Raw genomic sequence first — 16,226 nt, 5'->3', positions numbered from 1 at the left:
TTCGAAAATGATCAGTCGTCAGATAACATTGCAGCTTAAAGACGACGAAATGTTCGCTCGAACACCATGATTTCGATATAAACCGGTAAAACCGGCGCACATCAAGATCGGACATCGTACGAACAAAACGAAACAAGCCATCCGGACGGATGGCCCTCATGGACCAGGTGGGCGCCGCGCGCCCGCCCTCCCTGACAGGAGACAGCAGTGAAGACAGTCAAGGCGTTGCGCTGGTGGATCATCGTGCTCGTATGTCTCGGCACGATCCTCAACTACCTCGCACGGAATTCCCTCGCGGTGCTCGCGCCCGAGCTCAAGCAGGTGTTCGCGATCTCGACGCAGCAGTATTCGTACATCGTCGGCGCCTTCCAGATCGGTTACACGATCATGCAACCGGTATGCGGGTTCATCGTCGATCTGATCGGGCTGCGGCTCGGTTTCGCGCTGTTCGCGATGCTGTGGTCGGTGGTCGGCGTCGCGCACGGCTTCGCGTCCGGCTGGCTCTCGCTCGGCATCCTGCGCGGCTTTCTCGGCCTGTTCGAGGCCGCCGCGATTCCGTCCGGGATGAAGGCCGTGGCCGAATGGTTTCCCGATCGCGAGAAATCCGTCGCGGTCGGCTACTTCAACGCGGGCACGTCGCTCGGCGCCGCGATCGCGCCGCCGCTCGTCGTGTTCCTGTCGATGCGGTTCGGCTGGCAGGCCGCGTTCATGGTCACCGGCGCGCTCGGGTTCGTGTGGGCCGCGCTCTGGTACACGCAGTACCGGTCGCCGGCCGATCATCCGCGCATCACGCCGCGGGAGCGCACGCTGATCCGCGACGGCCAGGCCACGATGCCGCCCGTGTCGAAGCGCCGCATCCGCGACGTCGTCACCGCGCGCCGCTTCTGGGCGATCGCGCTGCCGCGCTTCTTCGCGGAACCCGCGTGGCAGACCTTCAGCTTCTGGATTCCGCTGTACCTCGCGACCGAGCGCCACATGCCGCTCACGCAGATCGCGGTATTCGCGTGGATGCCGTTTCTCGCGGCCGACGCAGGCGGCATCGCGGGCGGCTATCTGTCGCCGTATCTCGCCAATCGCTTCAAGCTGCCGCTCGTGTGGTCGCGCGTCGCCGGCGTCGCGCTCGGCGCGGTGCTGATGCTCGGGCCCGCGATGATCGGCCTCGTGTCGTCGCCGTACACGGCGATTGCGCTGTTCTGCGTCGGCGGCTTCGCGCACCAGATGATCTCCGCGCTCGTCAACACGCTGTCGGCCGACGTGTTCGATCCCGAGGAAGTCGGCACCGCGAGCGGCTTCGCCGGGATGGCCGCGTGGATCGGCGGCCTCGGCTTCTCGCTGCTGGTCGGCGCGCTCGCGGACAAGATCGGCTATGCGCCGCTGTTCGCGTGCCTCGGCCTGTTCGACATCGTCGGCGTCACGCTGCTCGCGGTGCTGATCCGCGGGCAGTCGAAGCAGGAACGCCTGCTCGCGCAGCACGCGTGACATCCGTTTTCACCAGGAATCGCATTCATGACTTCGCTCCTTCATCCGCCCGTGTTCCGCGTCGCCAGTCACCACGCGAACCGCGTGCTGCTCGCCTCCGATACGGGCGCGACTCTCGAAATCTTCGTGCTCGAGGACGATATCGTGCGCGTGCGCGTGCTGCCCGACGCGACGGCGCGCAACCCGCGCACGTGGACGATCGCGCCCGGCCTCGACGACGTGCCGCTCGACGGGCGCGACCGCCTCGATCTGAGCGGCTTCGCGCTGCCCCACTACGACTTCGTGGAAGACGACGACGGCGTGCGCATCGAAACCGCGCAGATCCGCCTCGCGGTGCGCCGGCAAGGCGGCCATTGCGCGTGGTCGATGCGCGGCGCGGATGGCGCATGGCGCGTCGCACTCGCCGACCGCCCGACACAGGCGTACAACTTCGGCTGGTGGGACGAACGCGCGTATCACTACGTCGCCCGCGAGCGCGGCGACAAGGTATTCGGCCTCGGCGAACGCGCAGGCGAACTCGACCGCACGGGCGCACGCTTCGAGATGCGCAACATCGACGCGATGGGCTACAGCGCGAAGCACACCGACCCGCTGTACAAGCACATCCCGTTCTACATCACGTGGTCGCCCGATGCGTGCCAGGGGTTCGGGCTGTTCTACGACACGCTGTCCGACTGCTCGTTCGACATGGGCCGCGAGCTCGACAACTATCACGGGCCCTATCGCTATTTCGTCGCCGAGCACGGCGATCTCGACTACTACTTCATCGCGTCGCCCGATACGCCGCTCGCGGCCGCGCGGCGCTTCACGTGGCTGACCGGGCGCCCCGCGCGCACGCCGAAATGGGGGCTCGGCTATTCGGGCTCGACGATGAGCTACACCGACGCGCCGGACGCCCAGCAGCAGATGAACCAGTTCGTCGAGCAGTGCGACGCGCACGGCATCCTGTGCGATTCGTTCCACCTGTCGTCGGGCTATACGTCGATCGGCGCGAAGCGCTACGTGTTCAACTGGAACCGCGACAAGTTTCCCGACGCGAAGGGCTTCGTGCAGCACTATCGCGACCACGGCATCCGCCTGTGCGCGAACATCAAGCCGTGCCTGCTGCGCGACCATCCTGCCTTCGAAGAAGCCGCGCAGCGCGCGCTGCTGATCCGCTCGGCATCCGGCGAACCCGCATGGGTACAGTTCTGGGACGAAGTCGGCGCGTATCTCGACTTCACGCAGCCCGACACCTACCGATGGTGGTGCGAGCAGGTCACGTCGGCGCTGCTGGAATACGGAATCGAATCGACCTGGAACGACAACAACGAATACGAGATCTGGTCGCCCGACGCGATCGCGCACGGCTTCGGCCAGCCGTTTCCTGCACGCGAAGCCAAGGTGCTCCAGACGATGCTGATGATGCGCGCGTCGCGCGACGCACAGCGCGCGCATGCGCCGGCGCGCCGGCCGTTCCTCGTGTCGCGCTCCGGCGGCGCGGGCATGCAGCGCTACGTGCAGACGTGGTCCGGCGACAACTACACGTCGTGGGAAACGCTGCGCTACAACCTGAAAATGGGCCTCGGGCTCGCGCTATCGGGCGTGTCGAACATCGGCCACGACATCGGCGGCTTCTCCGGCCCCGCGCCATCGCCCGAACTGTTGCTGCGCTGGGTGCAGTTCGGCATCTTCATGCCGCGCTTCAGCATCCATTCGTGGAACGATGACGGCACCGTCAACGAACCGTGGATGTACCCGGAGATCACCGCGCAGATCGCGTCGCTGATCAAGCAGCGCTACCGGCTGCTGCCGTACCTCTATCACCTGCTGTGGCTGTCGACCACGCGCTACGAGCCCGTGCTGCGGCCGACCTTCGCCGATTTCCCCGGCGATGCGCGCTGCTACGACGCATGCGACGACATGATGCTAGGCGACGCGCTGCTCGTCGCGCCCGTCGTCGATCCCGGCCTGACCGAACGCACGGTTTACCTGCCGGCGGGCGCACGCTGGACGTGCTGCGCGAGCGCGCAGTCGTTCGACGGCGGCGCGAACGTGACGCTGCCCGCGCCGCTCGACACGCCGGTGATGCTGCTGCGCGAAGGCCGCGTGCTGCCGCTGAACGTCGCGCAACAGCATTTCGGTGCGCGCGCCGATACGCGCGGCTTCCTCGTCGCACCGCGGATCGAGGACGGCGTCGCGTACGGCGAATGCGTCGAGGACGACGGCGAGACGGAAGCATGGCGCGACGGCGAATACGGCCTGTGGCGCATCGAGACCGGCCGCGAGGCGTCGGGCGTGCTCGGCGTGTCGGTCCGCTGGGACGGCCGCCCGGCGCGCCCGGCCGATCGTGTCGAGTTTCTGCTGCCCGCGTCGCTGCAAGGCCCGGTTGCCGTGCGCGGTGCGCGAGTCGAGCAGGATGCGCGGGACGGTGCGTGGCGCCGCCTCGTCGTCGCGTTCGACCACTGAACCGCCGAACCGCCCAAGCCGAAGCAAACCCGATCGGGCGGGCCGTTCGCGCGGCCCGCCCCCTGCCACAGAGGAGGCATTCAACCTCCCGCCCCTTGAAAAGATGAAGAGACCCGGAGATCGACAATGAAAGCATCCGCCAACCGTTATGCAATCCTGATTTTATCGGCCGCATCGCTCGGCACGACCGCCGCCCACGCGCAGAGCAGCGTCACGCTGTACGGTGTCGTCGACGATTCGCTCGCGTACGTCAACAACCAGCAGGGACACTCGAACGTCTACATGCGCGACGGCAACCTGTATGCGTCGAAGTTCGGACTGCGCGGCGACGAGGATCTCGGCGGCGGCACGCACGCGATCTTCGACCTGCAGGCCGGCTTCAACCTGAATACGGGCGCGCAGGCCGCCGCCGGCACGATATTCAACCGCCAGGCCTTCGTCGGCCTGCGCAACGTTCGCTACGGCACGGTCACGGCCGGCCGCCAGTACACGCCCTACTTCCTGTTCGTCGGCCCGTACGCCTCGAGCAGCTGGCTGACGGGCGCCACCGGCGCGCATCCGGGCGACATCGACGGCCTCGACACGACGATTCGCGTGAACAACTCGGTCACCTATACGTCGCCGACCTTCGCCGGGCTGAGCGCGAGCGCGATGTACGCATTCGGCGGCATTGCCGGCGCGACCGGCAAGGGCAACACGTTCAGCGCCGCGCTGCGCTACGCGAACGGGCCGATCGGGATCGCGGCCGGCTACCTGCGGATCAACAGCTCGGGCTCGTCCGCGGGCTTCCTGAATCCGGCCACCGCATCGTCGGGCAGCTTCGCGGTATCCGTGCTGAATCAGGGCTACCTCACCGCGAAAGCCGTCGAGCAGGTCGCGGCGGCCGGCAACTACACGCTCGGCGACCTGACGCTGGGGCTCAACTATTCGAACGTGAAGTATCTGCCCGGCAACGGCTCGACCTTCACCGACACGGCCGTGTTCAACACCTACGGCGCGCTTGCCGCGTATCGCTTCACGCCGACGTTCTCGGTGGCTGGCGCATTCGCGTATACGCTCGCGTCGAAGGCGAACGGCGTCGCGAATGCGGCCCGCTATCAGCAGTATTCGCTGAAGGAGTCGTACAGCCTGTCGAAACGCACGACGCTCTATGCGCTGCAGGCGTACACGCATTCGAGCGGGCGGACGCTCGGCGCGCAAGGCGCCGGCCACATCGTCGACGCGGCGCCGATCGTCGGCGATTCGCAGCAGCTCACGCCGTCGACGACGCACGGCCAGTTCGTCGGCATGGCCGGGATCGCCGTCACGTTCTAAACCTGGCCGACGGCGCCTTCCGCGCGCCGTCTCCGGCCCGGACGATGCGCTTGCCGCACGCGCCGTCCGGGCGCCCGATACGCGTTCGCCGCGGCGTTTTCCCCTCCTCGCCGGCCCGCCGCGCCCATCGCGCGGGTTTTCTCGATCGCCGCGATACCTTACAATCCGTCAGGTTCATCCCTTCTGCATACCCCTTCTTGCAGTCCTGACACCGCGGTACACTCGACGCACGCCGTATCAGGGTCCGACGCGCGACGTGCGCGCCGGGCGGCGTCGCGCTTCGTTGCGCCCACAACTGGATGCCCGCCATGCCGGATTCCCGTCCCTCGCCCCGCACGACATTCAAGCCGCAGGTCGTCCTGCCCGCGCTCGCCGTCATCGGCGCGCTACTCGTCGTGTGCGCACTGCACCCGAGCGAAGCCGGCGCGCTGTTCTCCGCCGGCCAGCAATGGGTCATCGCACGGTTCGACTGGTTCTACGTGCTCGCCGTCACCGGCTTCCTCGTGTTTCTCGTGCTGATCGCCGCCAGCGACTTCGGCAATATCCGGCTCGGCCCCGACGACGCCGAACCCGAATTCAGCTTCGTGTCGTGGACGGCAATGCTGTTCGCGGCCGGCATGGGCATCGGCCTGATGTACTTCGGCGTCGGCGAGCCGATGCAGCATTTCCTGAAGCCGCCGACCGTCGATTCCGGCACGCCCGCCGCCGCACGCGAGGCGATGCTGATGACGTTCTTCCACTGGGGCTTCCATGCGTGGGCGATCTACGGGCTGATGGGGCTCGTGCTCGCGTACTTCGGCTTCCGCTACAACCTGCCGCTCACGCTGCGCTCGGGGCTGTATCCGGTGCTGCGCGAGCGCATTAACGGCTGGATCGGTCACACGGTCGACGCGTTCGCGCTCGTCGGCACGGTCGCCGGGATCGCGACGACCCTCGGCTACGGCGTGATGCAGCTGAGCGCGGGCCTGCATACGGCCGCCGGGTGGGACACGGGCAGCAACCTGTTCCGCATCGGGCTCGTCGCGGTGGTCGTGATCCTCGCAGGCGTGTCGGCCGCGACCGGCCTCGACAAGGGCGTGCGCCGGCTGTCCGAGCTGAACCTGCTGCTCGCGTTCCTGTTGCTCGCCTTCGTGGTGGTCGCGGGCCCGACGGCATTCCTGCTGCGCGCGCTCGGCGACAACATCGGGCAGTACCTGTCGAGCCTCGTCGACCTGTCGTTCCGCACGTACGCCTACGCGCCGCCGCGCGAGGAAGGCTGGTTCGGCGGCTGGACGATTCTCTACTGGGCGTGGTGGGTGTCGTGGTCGCCGTTCGTCGGCATGTTCATCGCGCGCATCTCGCGCGGCCGCACGATCCGCCAGTTCGTGATCGGCGTGCTGCTCGTGCCGACCGCGTTCAACCTCGTGTGGATGACCGTGTTCGGCAACAGCGCGATCTGGCTCGACACGCACGGCGCGGCCGGCGCGCTCGCGCAGACGGCGACCAACGTCGATGCGCTGCTGTTCCGCTTCTTCGATTTCCTGCCGTTTCCGCAACTGCTGTCGATCGTCGCGATCGTGCTGATCGCGGTGTTCTTCGTCACGTCCGCCGATTCGGGCGCGTTCGTGATCGACCAGATCGCGACGCGCGGCAACGCGCATTCGCCGGTCTGGCAGCGGCTGTTCTGGGCCGCGCTGCTCGGCGTGACGGCCGCGGTGCTGCTCGTCGCGGGCGGGCTCGGCGCGCTGCAGGCGATGACGCTGATCGCGGCGCTGCCGGTCGCCCTCATCATGCTCGCGCTGTGCTACGGGCTGTGGCGCGGGCTCGCGGCCGACCGTGCGCACTATTCGCAGGACATCGCGCCCGCGGCGAGCTTCTGGACCGGCCAGCACTGGCGCCATCGCCTGACGCACATCCTGCGGCAGACGACCGAGGCCGAGGCGCGCCAGTTCGTCGCCGAGACGGTCGAGCCCGCGCTGCGCAAGGTCGCCGACGAGCTGCGCGCGAGCGGCGTCGATGCGCACGTGCAGCGCGACGGCGACGATGCGGTGCGGCTCACCGTACCGACCGCCGAACACCGCGATTTCGTGTATGGCGTGCGCGTCACCGCGAAATCCGCGGCCGCGTTCCTGATGCGCGAGGCGGCCGAGCCGGAAGCCGCGCGGGCGCACGTGTACGGGATCGTCACGTTCTTCGAGGATGGCCGGCTCGGCTACGACGTCGAATACCTGCGCGGCGACGAAGTGATCGCCGACGTGCTGCGCCAGTACGAACGCTACGTGTCGCTCGCCGCGGACACACGCACGCACCTGCTGAGCCGCGCGCCGGGGCACGCGACGGAGGCCGAGTGAGCGGGTTGCTGCAAAGCCGCGCTGTCGACGTCATCGCACTCGGCACGCTCGCCGTGCTGTACCTCGGCGGCGCCGGCATCGCGCTGTGGCGGATCCGTGCCGCGGCGCCGCTCGGCAAGGTCTACTGGATCGTCTGCGCGGCGCTGCTCGCCGGCGGCGCCGTCGCGATGGGCGGCAACCTGTCGCCAGTACCGAACAGCGGTGAAATGCCGCCCGGTTTCGCGCTCGGCGCCGAGGCCGTCCTGCTCGGACTCGCGTTGGTTGCCGGTGGCTGCGCGTGGCTGATGCTGCGCGCGCGGAAACGCTGACGCCCGCGCGTCGCGCCACCGGCTTCGTCACGCGGGCACGGTCACGTGCGGGGCCGACCGGCAGCCAACCCCGCCCTGATCCGCTGCCGTCACGCTACCCATCATGCGCTCGGCGCGCGCGCCGTCACGAGCCAGCACGCTGCATCGAAACGCACGTCGGCGCCATGCACGTACGGCTCGAACGCCGCGCGCATCGTGTCGATCACGCACCGCCGCGTCGCGTCGTCCGTCTCCAGCAATGCAAGGCCTACCGGGCCCAGCCGGGCAATGTAGTCGTCCAGCGCGGACTCCGGCAGCACGCACGCCCGGTTAACCGGCTCGATCGCAACGTCGGCCCAGCCGCTGTCCGACAGCACCGATGCGATCCGCTGCCGGTCGCCGAACGCGAACTGGCCCGGCGCGCCGGGCTTCCGCACGGGCAGGTTCGGCAGCAGCGGCGCGGCCGCCCGCTCGGCCGTCGTCATGAACGGATTGTCGGCCGCGCCACGCCACGCGACGAACCGCATCTGCGCACCCGGGCGCGCCGCCCGCCGCAGGTTCGCGAACGCCCGCACCGGATCGTCGAAGAACATCACGCCGAGGCGCGACACGATCAGGTCGACGCTCGCCGGCTCGAACGCATGCGTCTGCCCGTCCGCGCACACGAAGCGGGCGTGCAGGCCGCAGCGTTCAGCGCGCGCCCGGGCGGCGTCGATCATCCGCGCCGAAATGTCGATGCCCGTGCACTGCGCGTTCGCACCGAGCCGCCGCGCGATCGCGAGCGTGACCGCCCCCGTGCCGCAGCCGACATCGAGTACGCTGCTTGCAGACGCCGCAGCAGCAGCATCCGCCAGCAGCGTTTCGAACGGCGCGAACATCCGGTCCAGCGACGCCTGCGCATCGACCCATGCGCGCCCCGACGGACCGTTCCATAGCGCCGATTGCGCTTCGTTGGGCCGGTTGGCTTCCATCGTCGATCCCCTTCCGATTCATTGATGACGGACCGGACTGTGCCACTTCAAGCCGGCTTGAAGTCAAGGCCGCCGGCGTGCGCCCCGTCACGCCCCGTTTTTCATATTTCTTACATTCGCGCTGCGTATCGTTGACGACTTTCCTACGGTGCCGCCCCTCCCATGCGACGATTCATCACGCGCGCGCTGCTCGTGCGCTGCGCTCCTCTTGTTGCCCTCGCCGCGTTGTCCGCGTGCTCGAATCACATCGATACGCCGGACGATCCGGCCAGCGCGTCGGTCAACGTCCAGGCCGCATGGGTGGAGATCGGCGATGCCAACCAGGCGATCGCGCGCGCCATCACGAACTACACGCCTGCGTCGGCCGGCGATTCGCCGTGCCCGCAACTGACCGTCGACGGCAAGCTGTCGCGCATGACGCTGCGCGCGGGCGCCGCGACCGTCGCCCAGCGGCCGACCGCCAGCGACCCGGCCGATTCGAAACCGTCGAGCTTCCCGGTGTCCGTCTGCGAGGCGACGTTGCCCGCCGGCGCGCAGGCGGCCAGCGTCGCGGGCCGCACGCTGCCGCTGCCGAAAGCGCAGCCGCAGCGCATCGCGATCATCGCCGACACGGGCTGCCGGATGAAGAAGGCCGACAACGCATGGCAGGCGTGCAACGACGCCGCGGTCTGGCCGCTCGACACGATCGCGGCCAGCGTCGCGAAGCTGTCGCCCGATCTCGTGCTGCACGTCGGCGACTACCACTATCGCGAGAACGCATGCCCGCCCGACATCGCCGGCTGCAAGGACAGTCCGTGGGGCTATGGCTGGGATACGTGGCAGGCCGACCTGTTCCGCCCGGCCGCGCCGTTGCTCGCGAAGGCGCCGTGGGTCGTCGTGCGCGGCAATCACGAGGAATGCGCGCGCGCGGGCCAGGGCTGGTTCCGCTTCCTCGACCCGCGCCCGTATTCGGCCGCACGTTCGTGCGACGATCCGGCCAACGACAACAACGCGAACTATTCGGAACCCTACGCGGTTTCGCTCGGCGGCGGCTCGCAGGTGATCGTGTTCGACACCGCGAAGGTCGGCCGCACCCCGCTGAAGACGACGGACGCGCAGTTCGGCATCTACCAGAAGCAGTTCCAGACGGTCGCATCGCTCGCGTCGAAGCCCGGCATGACGACGACGATCTTCACGAACCATCACCCGATCCTCGCGTTCGCGCCGATCGCCGGCAGCACGCCGGCGCCGGGCAACCTCGCGCTGCAGTCGGTGATGTCGAGCCTCAACGCGCAGGCGTACTACCCGCCGGGCGTGCACGTCGCGCTGCACGGCCACGTGCACGATTTCCAGGCGATCAACTTCTCGTCCGGGCATCCGGCGACGATCGTGTCCGGCAACGGCGGCGACAACCTCGACGTCGCGCTGCCTGACCCGTTCCCGGCCGGCTTGACGCCCGCGCCGGGTGCCGTGATCGAGCGGCTGTCGCACAATAACAGCTTCGGTTTCCTGATCATGGAGCGCAAACCGGCACCGGCGACGGGCTGGGTGTTCCATGCGTATTCGGCGGCCGGCAAGCGGCTCGCGTCGTGCGACCAGTCGGGCACGACGCTCGCCTGCGACAAGACGGGGTTCATCGCGCCGTGACGGAAGCAGTTCGATGCGACGGCCACGGCGGGCGCGGCCGGCAGACGCTGCACATGCTTGCCGCGACCGTGCTCGCAGGCCTGACGCTCGCGGCCCACGCCGCGCCGGCCGAAACGGTCCTGCTTCCCGGCGCGCCGCCTTCGCGCGTCGTCGACACGATCGGCAACGGCACGCCGCAGGTGACGAGCAAGATCGACGCGGCCACCGCCCGCTTCGCGCCCGACCCGACGCTCGTCGCGCTCGGCCGCCGGATCTTCTTCGATCCGCGGCTATCCGAGCCGCGCGGCATGTCGTGCGCGGGCTGCCACGATCCGGGCCGCGCGTTCGCGCCAACGCTGTCGGCCGCATCGCTCGCGGGGCCCGGCGTGCCGGAAGGCAGCCGGCCCGGGCGCTTCAGCCGACGCAATGCGCCGTCGCTGCTGTACGTGCGCTACGTGCCGCGCCGCCACTTCTACCAGGACGACGATGCGCCGGCTCCGTCGCCGTTCGGCGGCCTGTTCAGCGACGGCCGCGCGGATACGCTCGCCGAGCAGATCCGCGGGCCGCTGTTCGATCCGAACGAGATGAACAACCGGTCGCCGGCCGCGCTGCTGCGCAAGGTCGATGCCACCGAACTTGCGCCCGATCTCGCCGCGCGCTTCGGCGCGCCGGTGCGGCGCGATCCCGAGCAACTGGTGCGCGCGCTGGGCGCAGCCGTCGAAGCCTATCTGCAGAGCGACGAGATGGCGCCGTTCACGTCGCGCTTCGACGCGTTCCTGCGCACGCGCACGCCGCTCGCGCCGGCCGAGATGCGCGGCCTCGCGCTGTTCCGGAATCCGGACAAGGGCAATTGCATGACCTGCCATACGCTGTCGGACACGTCGAGCCGCCCGGAACGCTCGCTCTTCACCGATTTCGGCTACGACGCGATCGCGGTGCCGCGCAACCGCGCGCTGCCGGCGAACCGCGATCCGCGCCATTTCGACAACGGGCTGTGCGACACGGCGCGACGGCTGCGCTGGCCCGAACCGACGCAATGGTGCGGCTACCTGCGCACGCCCGGGCTGCGCAACGTCGCGGTCAAGCAGACGTTCATGCACAACGGCGTGTTCACGACGCTGCGCGACGCGGTCGCGTTCTACAACACGCGCTCGACCGATCCCGGCTTCTGGTATCACGGCGCCAGGACGTTCGACGACGTGCCGGCCGCCTATCGCGGCAACATCAACGTCAACTCGACGCCGATGAACCGCCGGCCCGGCACGCCGCCCGCGCTGACCGACGCGGAAATCGACGACATCGTCGCGTTCCTCGGCACGCTGACCGACGCGCGCTATACCGGCCGTGCCGCGTCGGCCGCGCCCGACGCGCGGATCGCGCGCACCGCCGCACCAGGGCGCTGACCCTGGCCGAACGGCCGGTCGGCGCGCCACCGCTTGCAGTTACCGCAACTACTGGTTATATTTACAGTACTGTATTTATGAACAGTGAGGCGCGCGATGGAACATCTGGTCCGTATCGTCAACGACACCGATCGCCAAGTGCTGGCGTGGCTTCGTGCCCAGGTCGGCGATGCCCGCGTCGAGCGCGCGGCGCGTCAGCTCGGGCATACGCGCAAGCCCTTTCCGTCCGCCGTGTGCCGGTATCTGGGCATGAGCGCGCCGGCCACGCTGCGGCCGGCCCCGGCCCGGCCGCGCGCGGCCCGCGATTTCTCGGTCGGCGATCGCTACCTGTCGCTGATCCGCCAGCACCTCGCCACGCACGCAGTCGGCCGATGAAACGGCGGCGGCTTGCCGCTTCGGTATCGCGTCCGGCCGGCGCACTCCTGTATTCGCCAGTCCGCACGCGTCATGCGCCGCCGCAGGAGCCCGTACCGTCGAGCATCAGCGTGCCGACCCGTGCAGGCACGAGCGGTGTGCGCGGCGCCGGCGGCGCCCAGCCGAACAGTGCCTGCGCGGCCGCACCGCACACGCGGCCCTGGCACGCGCCCATCCCGCAACGCGACTGCAGTTTGGCGGCCGTCCAGCCCGGCTCCCGTGCGACCGCGTCGAAGCGCACGTCTTCGCAACGACACAGCAGCGTGTCGGGCCGCGCGAGCCGGCGGATCGGCTCCCGGATCGCGAAGCGCTCGCGAACGGCATCCGCGAAAGCCTGCCAGTGCGCGCGCCGTGCGACGAGCTCGGCCAGTTGTGCGGTCTGCCCGGTCGCCACGTAGCCCGCGATTTCGCCTTCGACCATTGCCAGTTCGCTGCCGCCGACGCCCGTGCATTCGCCCGCCGCGAAATACCCGTCGCGGCTCGTACGCTGATGCGCGTCGACTGCCACCGCGCCGTTCTCGACCCGGCAGCCGAGATGGCGCGGCAGCACGGTGTTCGGCACGAGGCCGAAGCCGCACGCGAGCCGGTCGCAGTCGACGTCGAATTCGCGATCGCCCTGGCGAATCCGCACGCGTTCGAGCCGCACGTCGCCGAAGGCCTCGACGACGTGCGCAGCGGGCCGATACGCCGACGTGACGAGCTTCGCGGCCTGCGCGAGCTTCGACGGCCAACGCCACAGCCCCGCGCCGAAGCCGGCCACGTCGCTCCATGCGGCCTGTTCGAGCACGTGCGACACGCGTGCGCCGGCCTGCCGGGCCGTGGCCGCGCTCGCCAGCAGCAGCGGCCCGCTGCCCGCGATCACCGTGCGCTGCCCGCGCACGTCGAGCCCGTACTTGATCAGCGCCTGCAAGCCGCCCGCACCGGTCACGCCGGGCAGGGTCCAGCCCGGGAACGGCAGCAGCAGCTCGCGGGCGCCGCAGCAGAGAATCAGCGTCCGGAAATCGAGCAGCAACCCGCGCTCGTCGTCCTCGAGCAGCAGCGTACCCGGCTGCGTTTCGGCGACGATGCGCGTCGCCGCGAGATGCGTGACGTTCGGCTGCCGCAGGATGGCGAGGCGTTCGGCCGCGGCCGGCGTCGGTGCGGCCGCAGCCGGCTGCCGCCAGATCTGCCCGCCCGCGCGCGGGTTGTCGTCGACGATCGCAACGGTCGCGCCGCTGCGCGCGGCGGCCCGCGCGGCCGACAGCCCGGCCGGCCCCGCGCCGACGATCGCGACGTCGACGCTCAATCGTTCCTGTGTCATCGCGTGCGCTCCACCTGCATGCCGTCGCGGCACAGCGTCTGGCACGCCAGCCGGCGCCGGCCGTCGATCGTCATCCGGCATTCCTGACAGATACCCATCCCGCAAAACGGCGCTCGCGCCGCGCCCGTGCACGACACGCGCGTCGTGTCGTCGCCGCTCGCCGCGACGGCGGCCGCGACGGTCGCACCGTCGGCCACCGTCAGCGCGCGGCCGTCCAGATGAATGATCAGCCTCCGCCGGGCCGTCCCAAGGAGGCTGACCGCCCCCTTGGGGGGCAGCGAACGAAGTGAGTGTGGGGGTCGTTTCATGTCAGCCTCCGCCGGACCGCCCCAAAGAGGCTGACCGCCCCCGTGGGGGGCGCCTTGCATGGAACCGGAGTAAGCGCCGAAGCGCCCACTCCGGCCAACGGCGAACGAAGTGCGCGTGGGGGTCGTTTCATGTCAGCGCTCCGGCTACGGGGGACGCGGTCAGGAAGCGTCCCGGCAAATACGGTTCGATATCGATGGACGGCCGCTCGCCGGCCATCAGCGCGGCGACGAGCCGCGCACTGCCCGGCGCGGTCGTCACGCCGAGCCCTTCGTGCCCGACCGCGAGCCATACGCCCGGCCGCGCCGGGTGCTCGCCGAGCAGCGGCAGGCCGTCGGGGCTCGCGCAGCGAAAACCCGTCCATGCGCGGATGCCGTTCAGGTCGGCCAGATCCGGCAGGTAGCCGGCCGCGCGGCGCAGCATGCGCGCGAGCACGGGCGGCTCGACCTGCGCATCCTCGGTGTCGAACTGGCGCGACGAGCCGATCAGCAACTGGCCGGTCGGCCGCGGCTGCACGTTGAATGCGACTGACGTGCCGTCGCTCGCATGCGCGCTCGCCGCATAGCCCAGCTCGACGAGTTGGTGCGACACCTGGCCCGGATAGCGGTCGGTAATCAGCAGATGGCCCTTTTTCGGGCGAAGCGGCAATTCGGGCAGCAGCGTGCGCGCCGCCACGCCGTTCGCGACGACCACACGCTCCGCGCGCAGCACGTCGCCGCTCGCGAGCGTCACGTTCGGGCCATCGACCGCGACGGCCCGCTCGCGGCGCAGCGTGACGCGCGGCGCGCGCTGCAGCAGCCAGTTCGCGGTGACGGGCGCATAGAGGATCGCGTCGCCCGGAATCTTCAGCGCGCCGCCGAGGCCCGCGCGCAGCATCGGCTCCAGTTGCGCGAGCGCCGCCGCGTCGATCAGCGCGCCGGCCACGCCGTGCGCGGCGAGCGTCGCCTGCTTCGCGCGCGCGAGATCCATCTCGTGCGCATCGGCCGCGAGCCAAAGCGTGCCGCAGTTGCGGTATGCGCAGCCGTCGGGCATCTCGCCGCTCAACGCACGCCACAGTTCGATCGAGTAATGGCTCAGCGCGAGCTCGGCCGCATTGTCGTCCATCGCGACGAGGTGCCCCATGCCCGCGCCGGTCGCGCCGCCGCTCGCGTCGTCGACGACGAGCACGCGCAACCCGCGCTGCGCGAGTTCGTGCGCGCACGCCGCACCGACGATGCCGGCGCCGATCACCACGACGTCGGTCTTCGTTTCGCTCACGACCCGATGCCCCAGCCGAACGGATCGTCTTCGTCGATCAGCAGCGTCGCTTCCGCGCTCAGATGCGCGCTGCCGCGAATCGTCGGCACGATGCCGCCGTCGGCCAGCTCGTAGCTCGCGTGGAACACGCTGCCGATCACGCTCGCCTGCCGCCACACGGCGCCCGGCGCGAGTTTGCCGTCGGCCGCGAGGCACGCGAGCTTCGCGCTCGTGCCGGTGCCACACGGCGAACGGTCGTAGGCGAGGCCCGGGCACAGCACGAAGCTGCGGCTGTCGTGCCGGGGATCGTCGGCGAACAGCTCGATATGATCGATCTCGCCGCCGTTCGCGCCGGTGATGCCCGCGCGTTCGAGCCCTTCGCGCACGGCCGACGCATACGCGGTGAGCGCCGCGACGTTGTCGCCGGCGACGCGCTGCCCGTGGTCGCTGACCAGGAAGAACCAGTTGCCGCCCCACGCGACGTCGCCCTTCACGGGGCCGTATCCCGGCACGTCAACTTCGACGCCCTGCGCGTGGCGATACGCGGGCACGTTGCGCACGCTGACCGACAGGTCGTCGTGCAGCGTCGCCTCGACGGTGCCGACCGGCGTCTCGATCCGGTGCACGCCGGGCGCGATGCGTCCCATGTGATGCAGCGTGCGCACGACGCCGATCGTGCCATGCCCGCACATCCCGAGATAACCGCTATTGTTGAAGAAGATCACGCCGGCCGCTGCGTCGGCCGCTACCGGGTCGCACAGCAGCGCGCCGACCAGCACGTCGCTGCCGCGCGGCTCCAGGATGCACGCGGTGCGGTAACGGTCGTGCTCGCGCGCGAGCACGTCGCGTCGGTCCGCCATGGTGCCGTTGCCGAGCAACGGAAAACCGGACACGACGAGCCGAGTGGGCTCGCCGCCCGTGTGCGAATCGATGATCTGGATGCGCTTCATCATGAGCTGTCCGAAGTGGGGAAAGGAGCATAGCTTCCTCCGTCGCGCGTCCGTCCGCTTGTGGCTTTTCGATGAGGACGACGACGAAATCGGCATAGTGCGATACGCCCTTCGCGCCCCCGCCGGCCGTTGTGCCGATTTCGTCATTTTGCTCCGCGATACGACTCAAGCGTGATGGGCGTT

The 16,226-nt window shown here is 69.6% G+C and carries 13 protein-coding genes; 8 read left to right on the top strand and 5 right to left on the bottom strand.

What is annotated here, in order from left to right:
* Nucleotides 1-207 precede the first annotated feature (207 nt).
* The 5 genes from WS89_RS02355 (at nt 208) to WS89_RS02335 (ending at nt 7,879) form a co-directional block, all read left to right on the top strand.
* On the top strand, nt 208-1,479 hold the full coding sequence (locus tag WS89_RS02355; protein ID WP_059500721.1) for an MFS transporter: 1,272 nt from the start codon (nt 208-210) through the stop codon (nt 1,477-1,479).
* Between the two features lie 27 nt (nt 1,480-1,506).
* Nucleotides 1,507-3,927: a glycoside hydrolase family 31 protein gene (locus WS89_RS02350; RefSeq protein ID WP_059789380.1), complete on the top strand. Its 2,421-nt coding sequence runs from the start codon at nt 1,507-1,509 to the stop codon at nt 3,925-3,927.
* Between the two features lie 126 nt (nt 3,928-4,053).
* Nucleotides 4,054-5,241 carry a porin gene (locus WS89_RS02345; protein ID WP_059500723.1) on the top strand — a complete coding sequence of 396 codons (1,188 nt, stop codon included), beginning with the start codon at nt 4,054-4,056 and terminating at the stop codon, nt 5,239-5,241.
* 308 nt (nt 5,242-5,549) lie between these two features.
* Nucleotides 5,550-7,571, top strand: coding sequence for a BCCT family transporter (locus WS89_RS02340; protein ID WP_059500724.1), 2,022 nt, complete (start codon nt 5,550-5,552; stop codon nt 7,569-7,571).
* Nucleotides 7,568-7,879 (top strand): hypothetical protein, encoded by a 312-nt coding sequence (locus tag WS89_RS02335; RefSeq protein ID WP_059500725.1) that lies wholly within the window; start codon nt 7,568-7,570, stop codon nt 7,877-7,879. Before WS89_RS02340 ends, WS89_RS02335 begins: the two co-directional genes overlap by 4 nt.
* Nucleotides 7,880-7,980: 101 nt before the next feature.
* On the opposite strand, the gene WS89_RS02330 is transcribed toward WS89_RS02335, so the two are convergent.
* A complete protein-coding gene (locus tag WS89_RS02330; protein WP_059500726.1) occupies nt 7,981-8,829 on the bottom strand; it encodes a class I SAM-dependent methyltransferase in 849 nt (282 codons plus the stop codon).
* A 162-nt stretch (nt 8,830-8,991) separates the two neighbouring features.
* Here WS89_RS02330 and WS89_RS02325 point away from each other — a divergent pair, with 162 nt between their 5' ends.
* The 3 genes from WS89_RS02325 to WS89_RS02315 all read left to right on the top strand — a co-directional run bounded on the left by WS89_RS02325 (nt 8,992) and on the right by WS89_RS02315 (nt 12,212).
* Complete coding sequence (locus WS89_RS02325) at nt 8,992-10,455, top strand: metallophosphoesterase family protein (protein ID WP_059789379.1); 1,464 nt, start codon at nt 8,992-8,994, stop codon at nt 10,453-10,455.
* A 53-nt stretch (nt 10,456-10,508) separates the two neighbouring features.
* Entirely contained in the window at nt 10,509-11,837 is a 1,329-nt protein-coding gene (locus WS89_RS02320; protein ID WP_082741786.1) for a cytochrome-c peroxidase, read from the top strand.
* A gap of 96 nt (nt 11,838-11,933) precedes the next feature.
* On the top strand, nt 11,934-12,212 hold the full coding sequence (locus WS89_RS02315) for a hypothetical protein (RefSeq protein ID WP_059783792.1): 279 nt from the start codon (nt 11,934-11,936) through the stop codon (nt 12,210-12,212).
* Between the two features lie 70 nt (nt 12,213-12,282).
* Here WS89_RS02315 and WS89_RS02310 read toward each other — a convergent pair whose 3' ends face one another.
* The 4 genes from WS89_RS02310 to WS89_RS02295 all read right to left on the bottom strand — a co-directional run bounded on the left by WS89_RS02310 (nt 12,283) and on the right by WS89_RS02295 (nt 16,043).
* Complete coding sequence (locus WS89_RS02310) at nt 12,283-13,551, bottom strand: NAD(P)/FAD-dependent oxidoreductase (protein ID WP_059789377.1); 1,269 nt, start codon at nt 13,549-13,551, stop codon at nt 12,283-12,285.
* Complete coding sequence (locus WS89_RS02305; protein ID WP_012338331.1) at nt 13,548-13,781, bottom strand: 2Fe-2S iron-sulfur cluster-binding protein; 234 nt, start codon at nt 13,779-13,781, stop codon at nt 13,548-13,550. Before WS89_RS02305 ends, WS89_RS02310 begins: the two co-directional genes overlap by 4 nt.
* 205 nt (nt 13,782-13,986) lie before the next feature.
* Complete coding sequence (locus WS89_RS02300) at nt 13,987-15,114, bottom strand: NAD(P)/FAD-dependent oxidoreductase (protein WP_059789376.1); 1,128 nt, start codon at nt 15,112-15,114, stop codon at nt 13,987-13,989.
* The gene (locus WS89_RS02295; protein WP_059789703.1) at nt 15,111-16,043 is read right to left on the bottom strand and encodes a 4-hydroxyproline epimerase; all 933 of its coding nucleotides are present in this window, start codon (nt 16,041-16,043) and stop codon (nt 15,111-15,113) included. Before WS89_RS02295 ends, WS89_RS02300 begins: the two co-directional genes overlap by 4 nt.
* Nucleotides 16,044-16,226 lie beyond the last annotated feature (183 nt).

The sequence above is a fragment of the Burkholderia sp. MSMB1072 genome, assembly GCF_001524725.1.
Taxonomy (GTDB): Bacteria; Pseudomonadota; Gammaproteobacteria; order Burkholderiales; family Burkholderiaceae; genus Burkholderia.
This window is presented reverse-complemented; position numbering and strand designations above follow the sequence as displayed.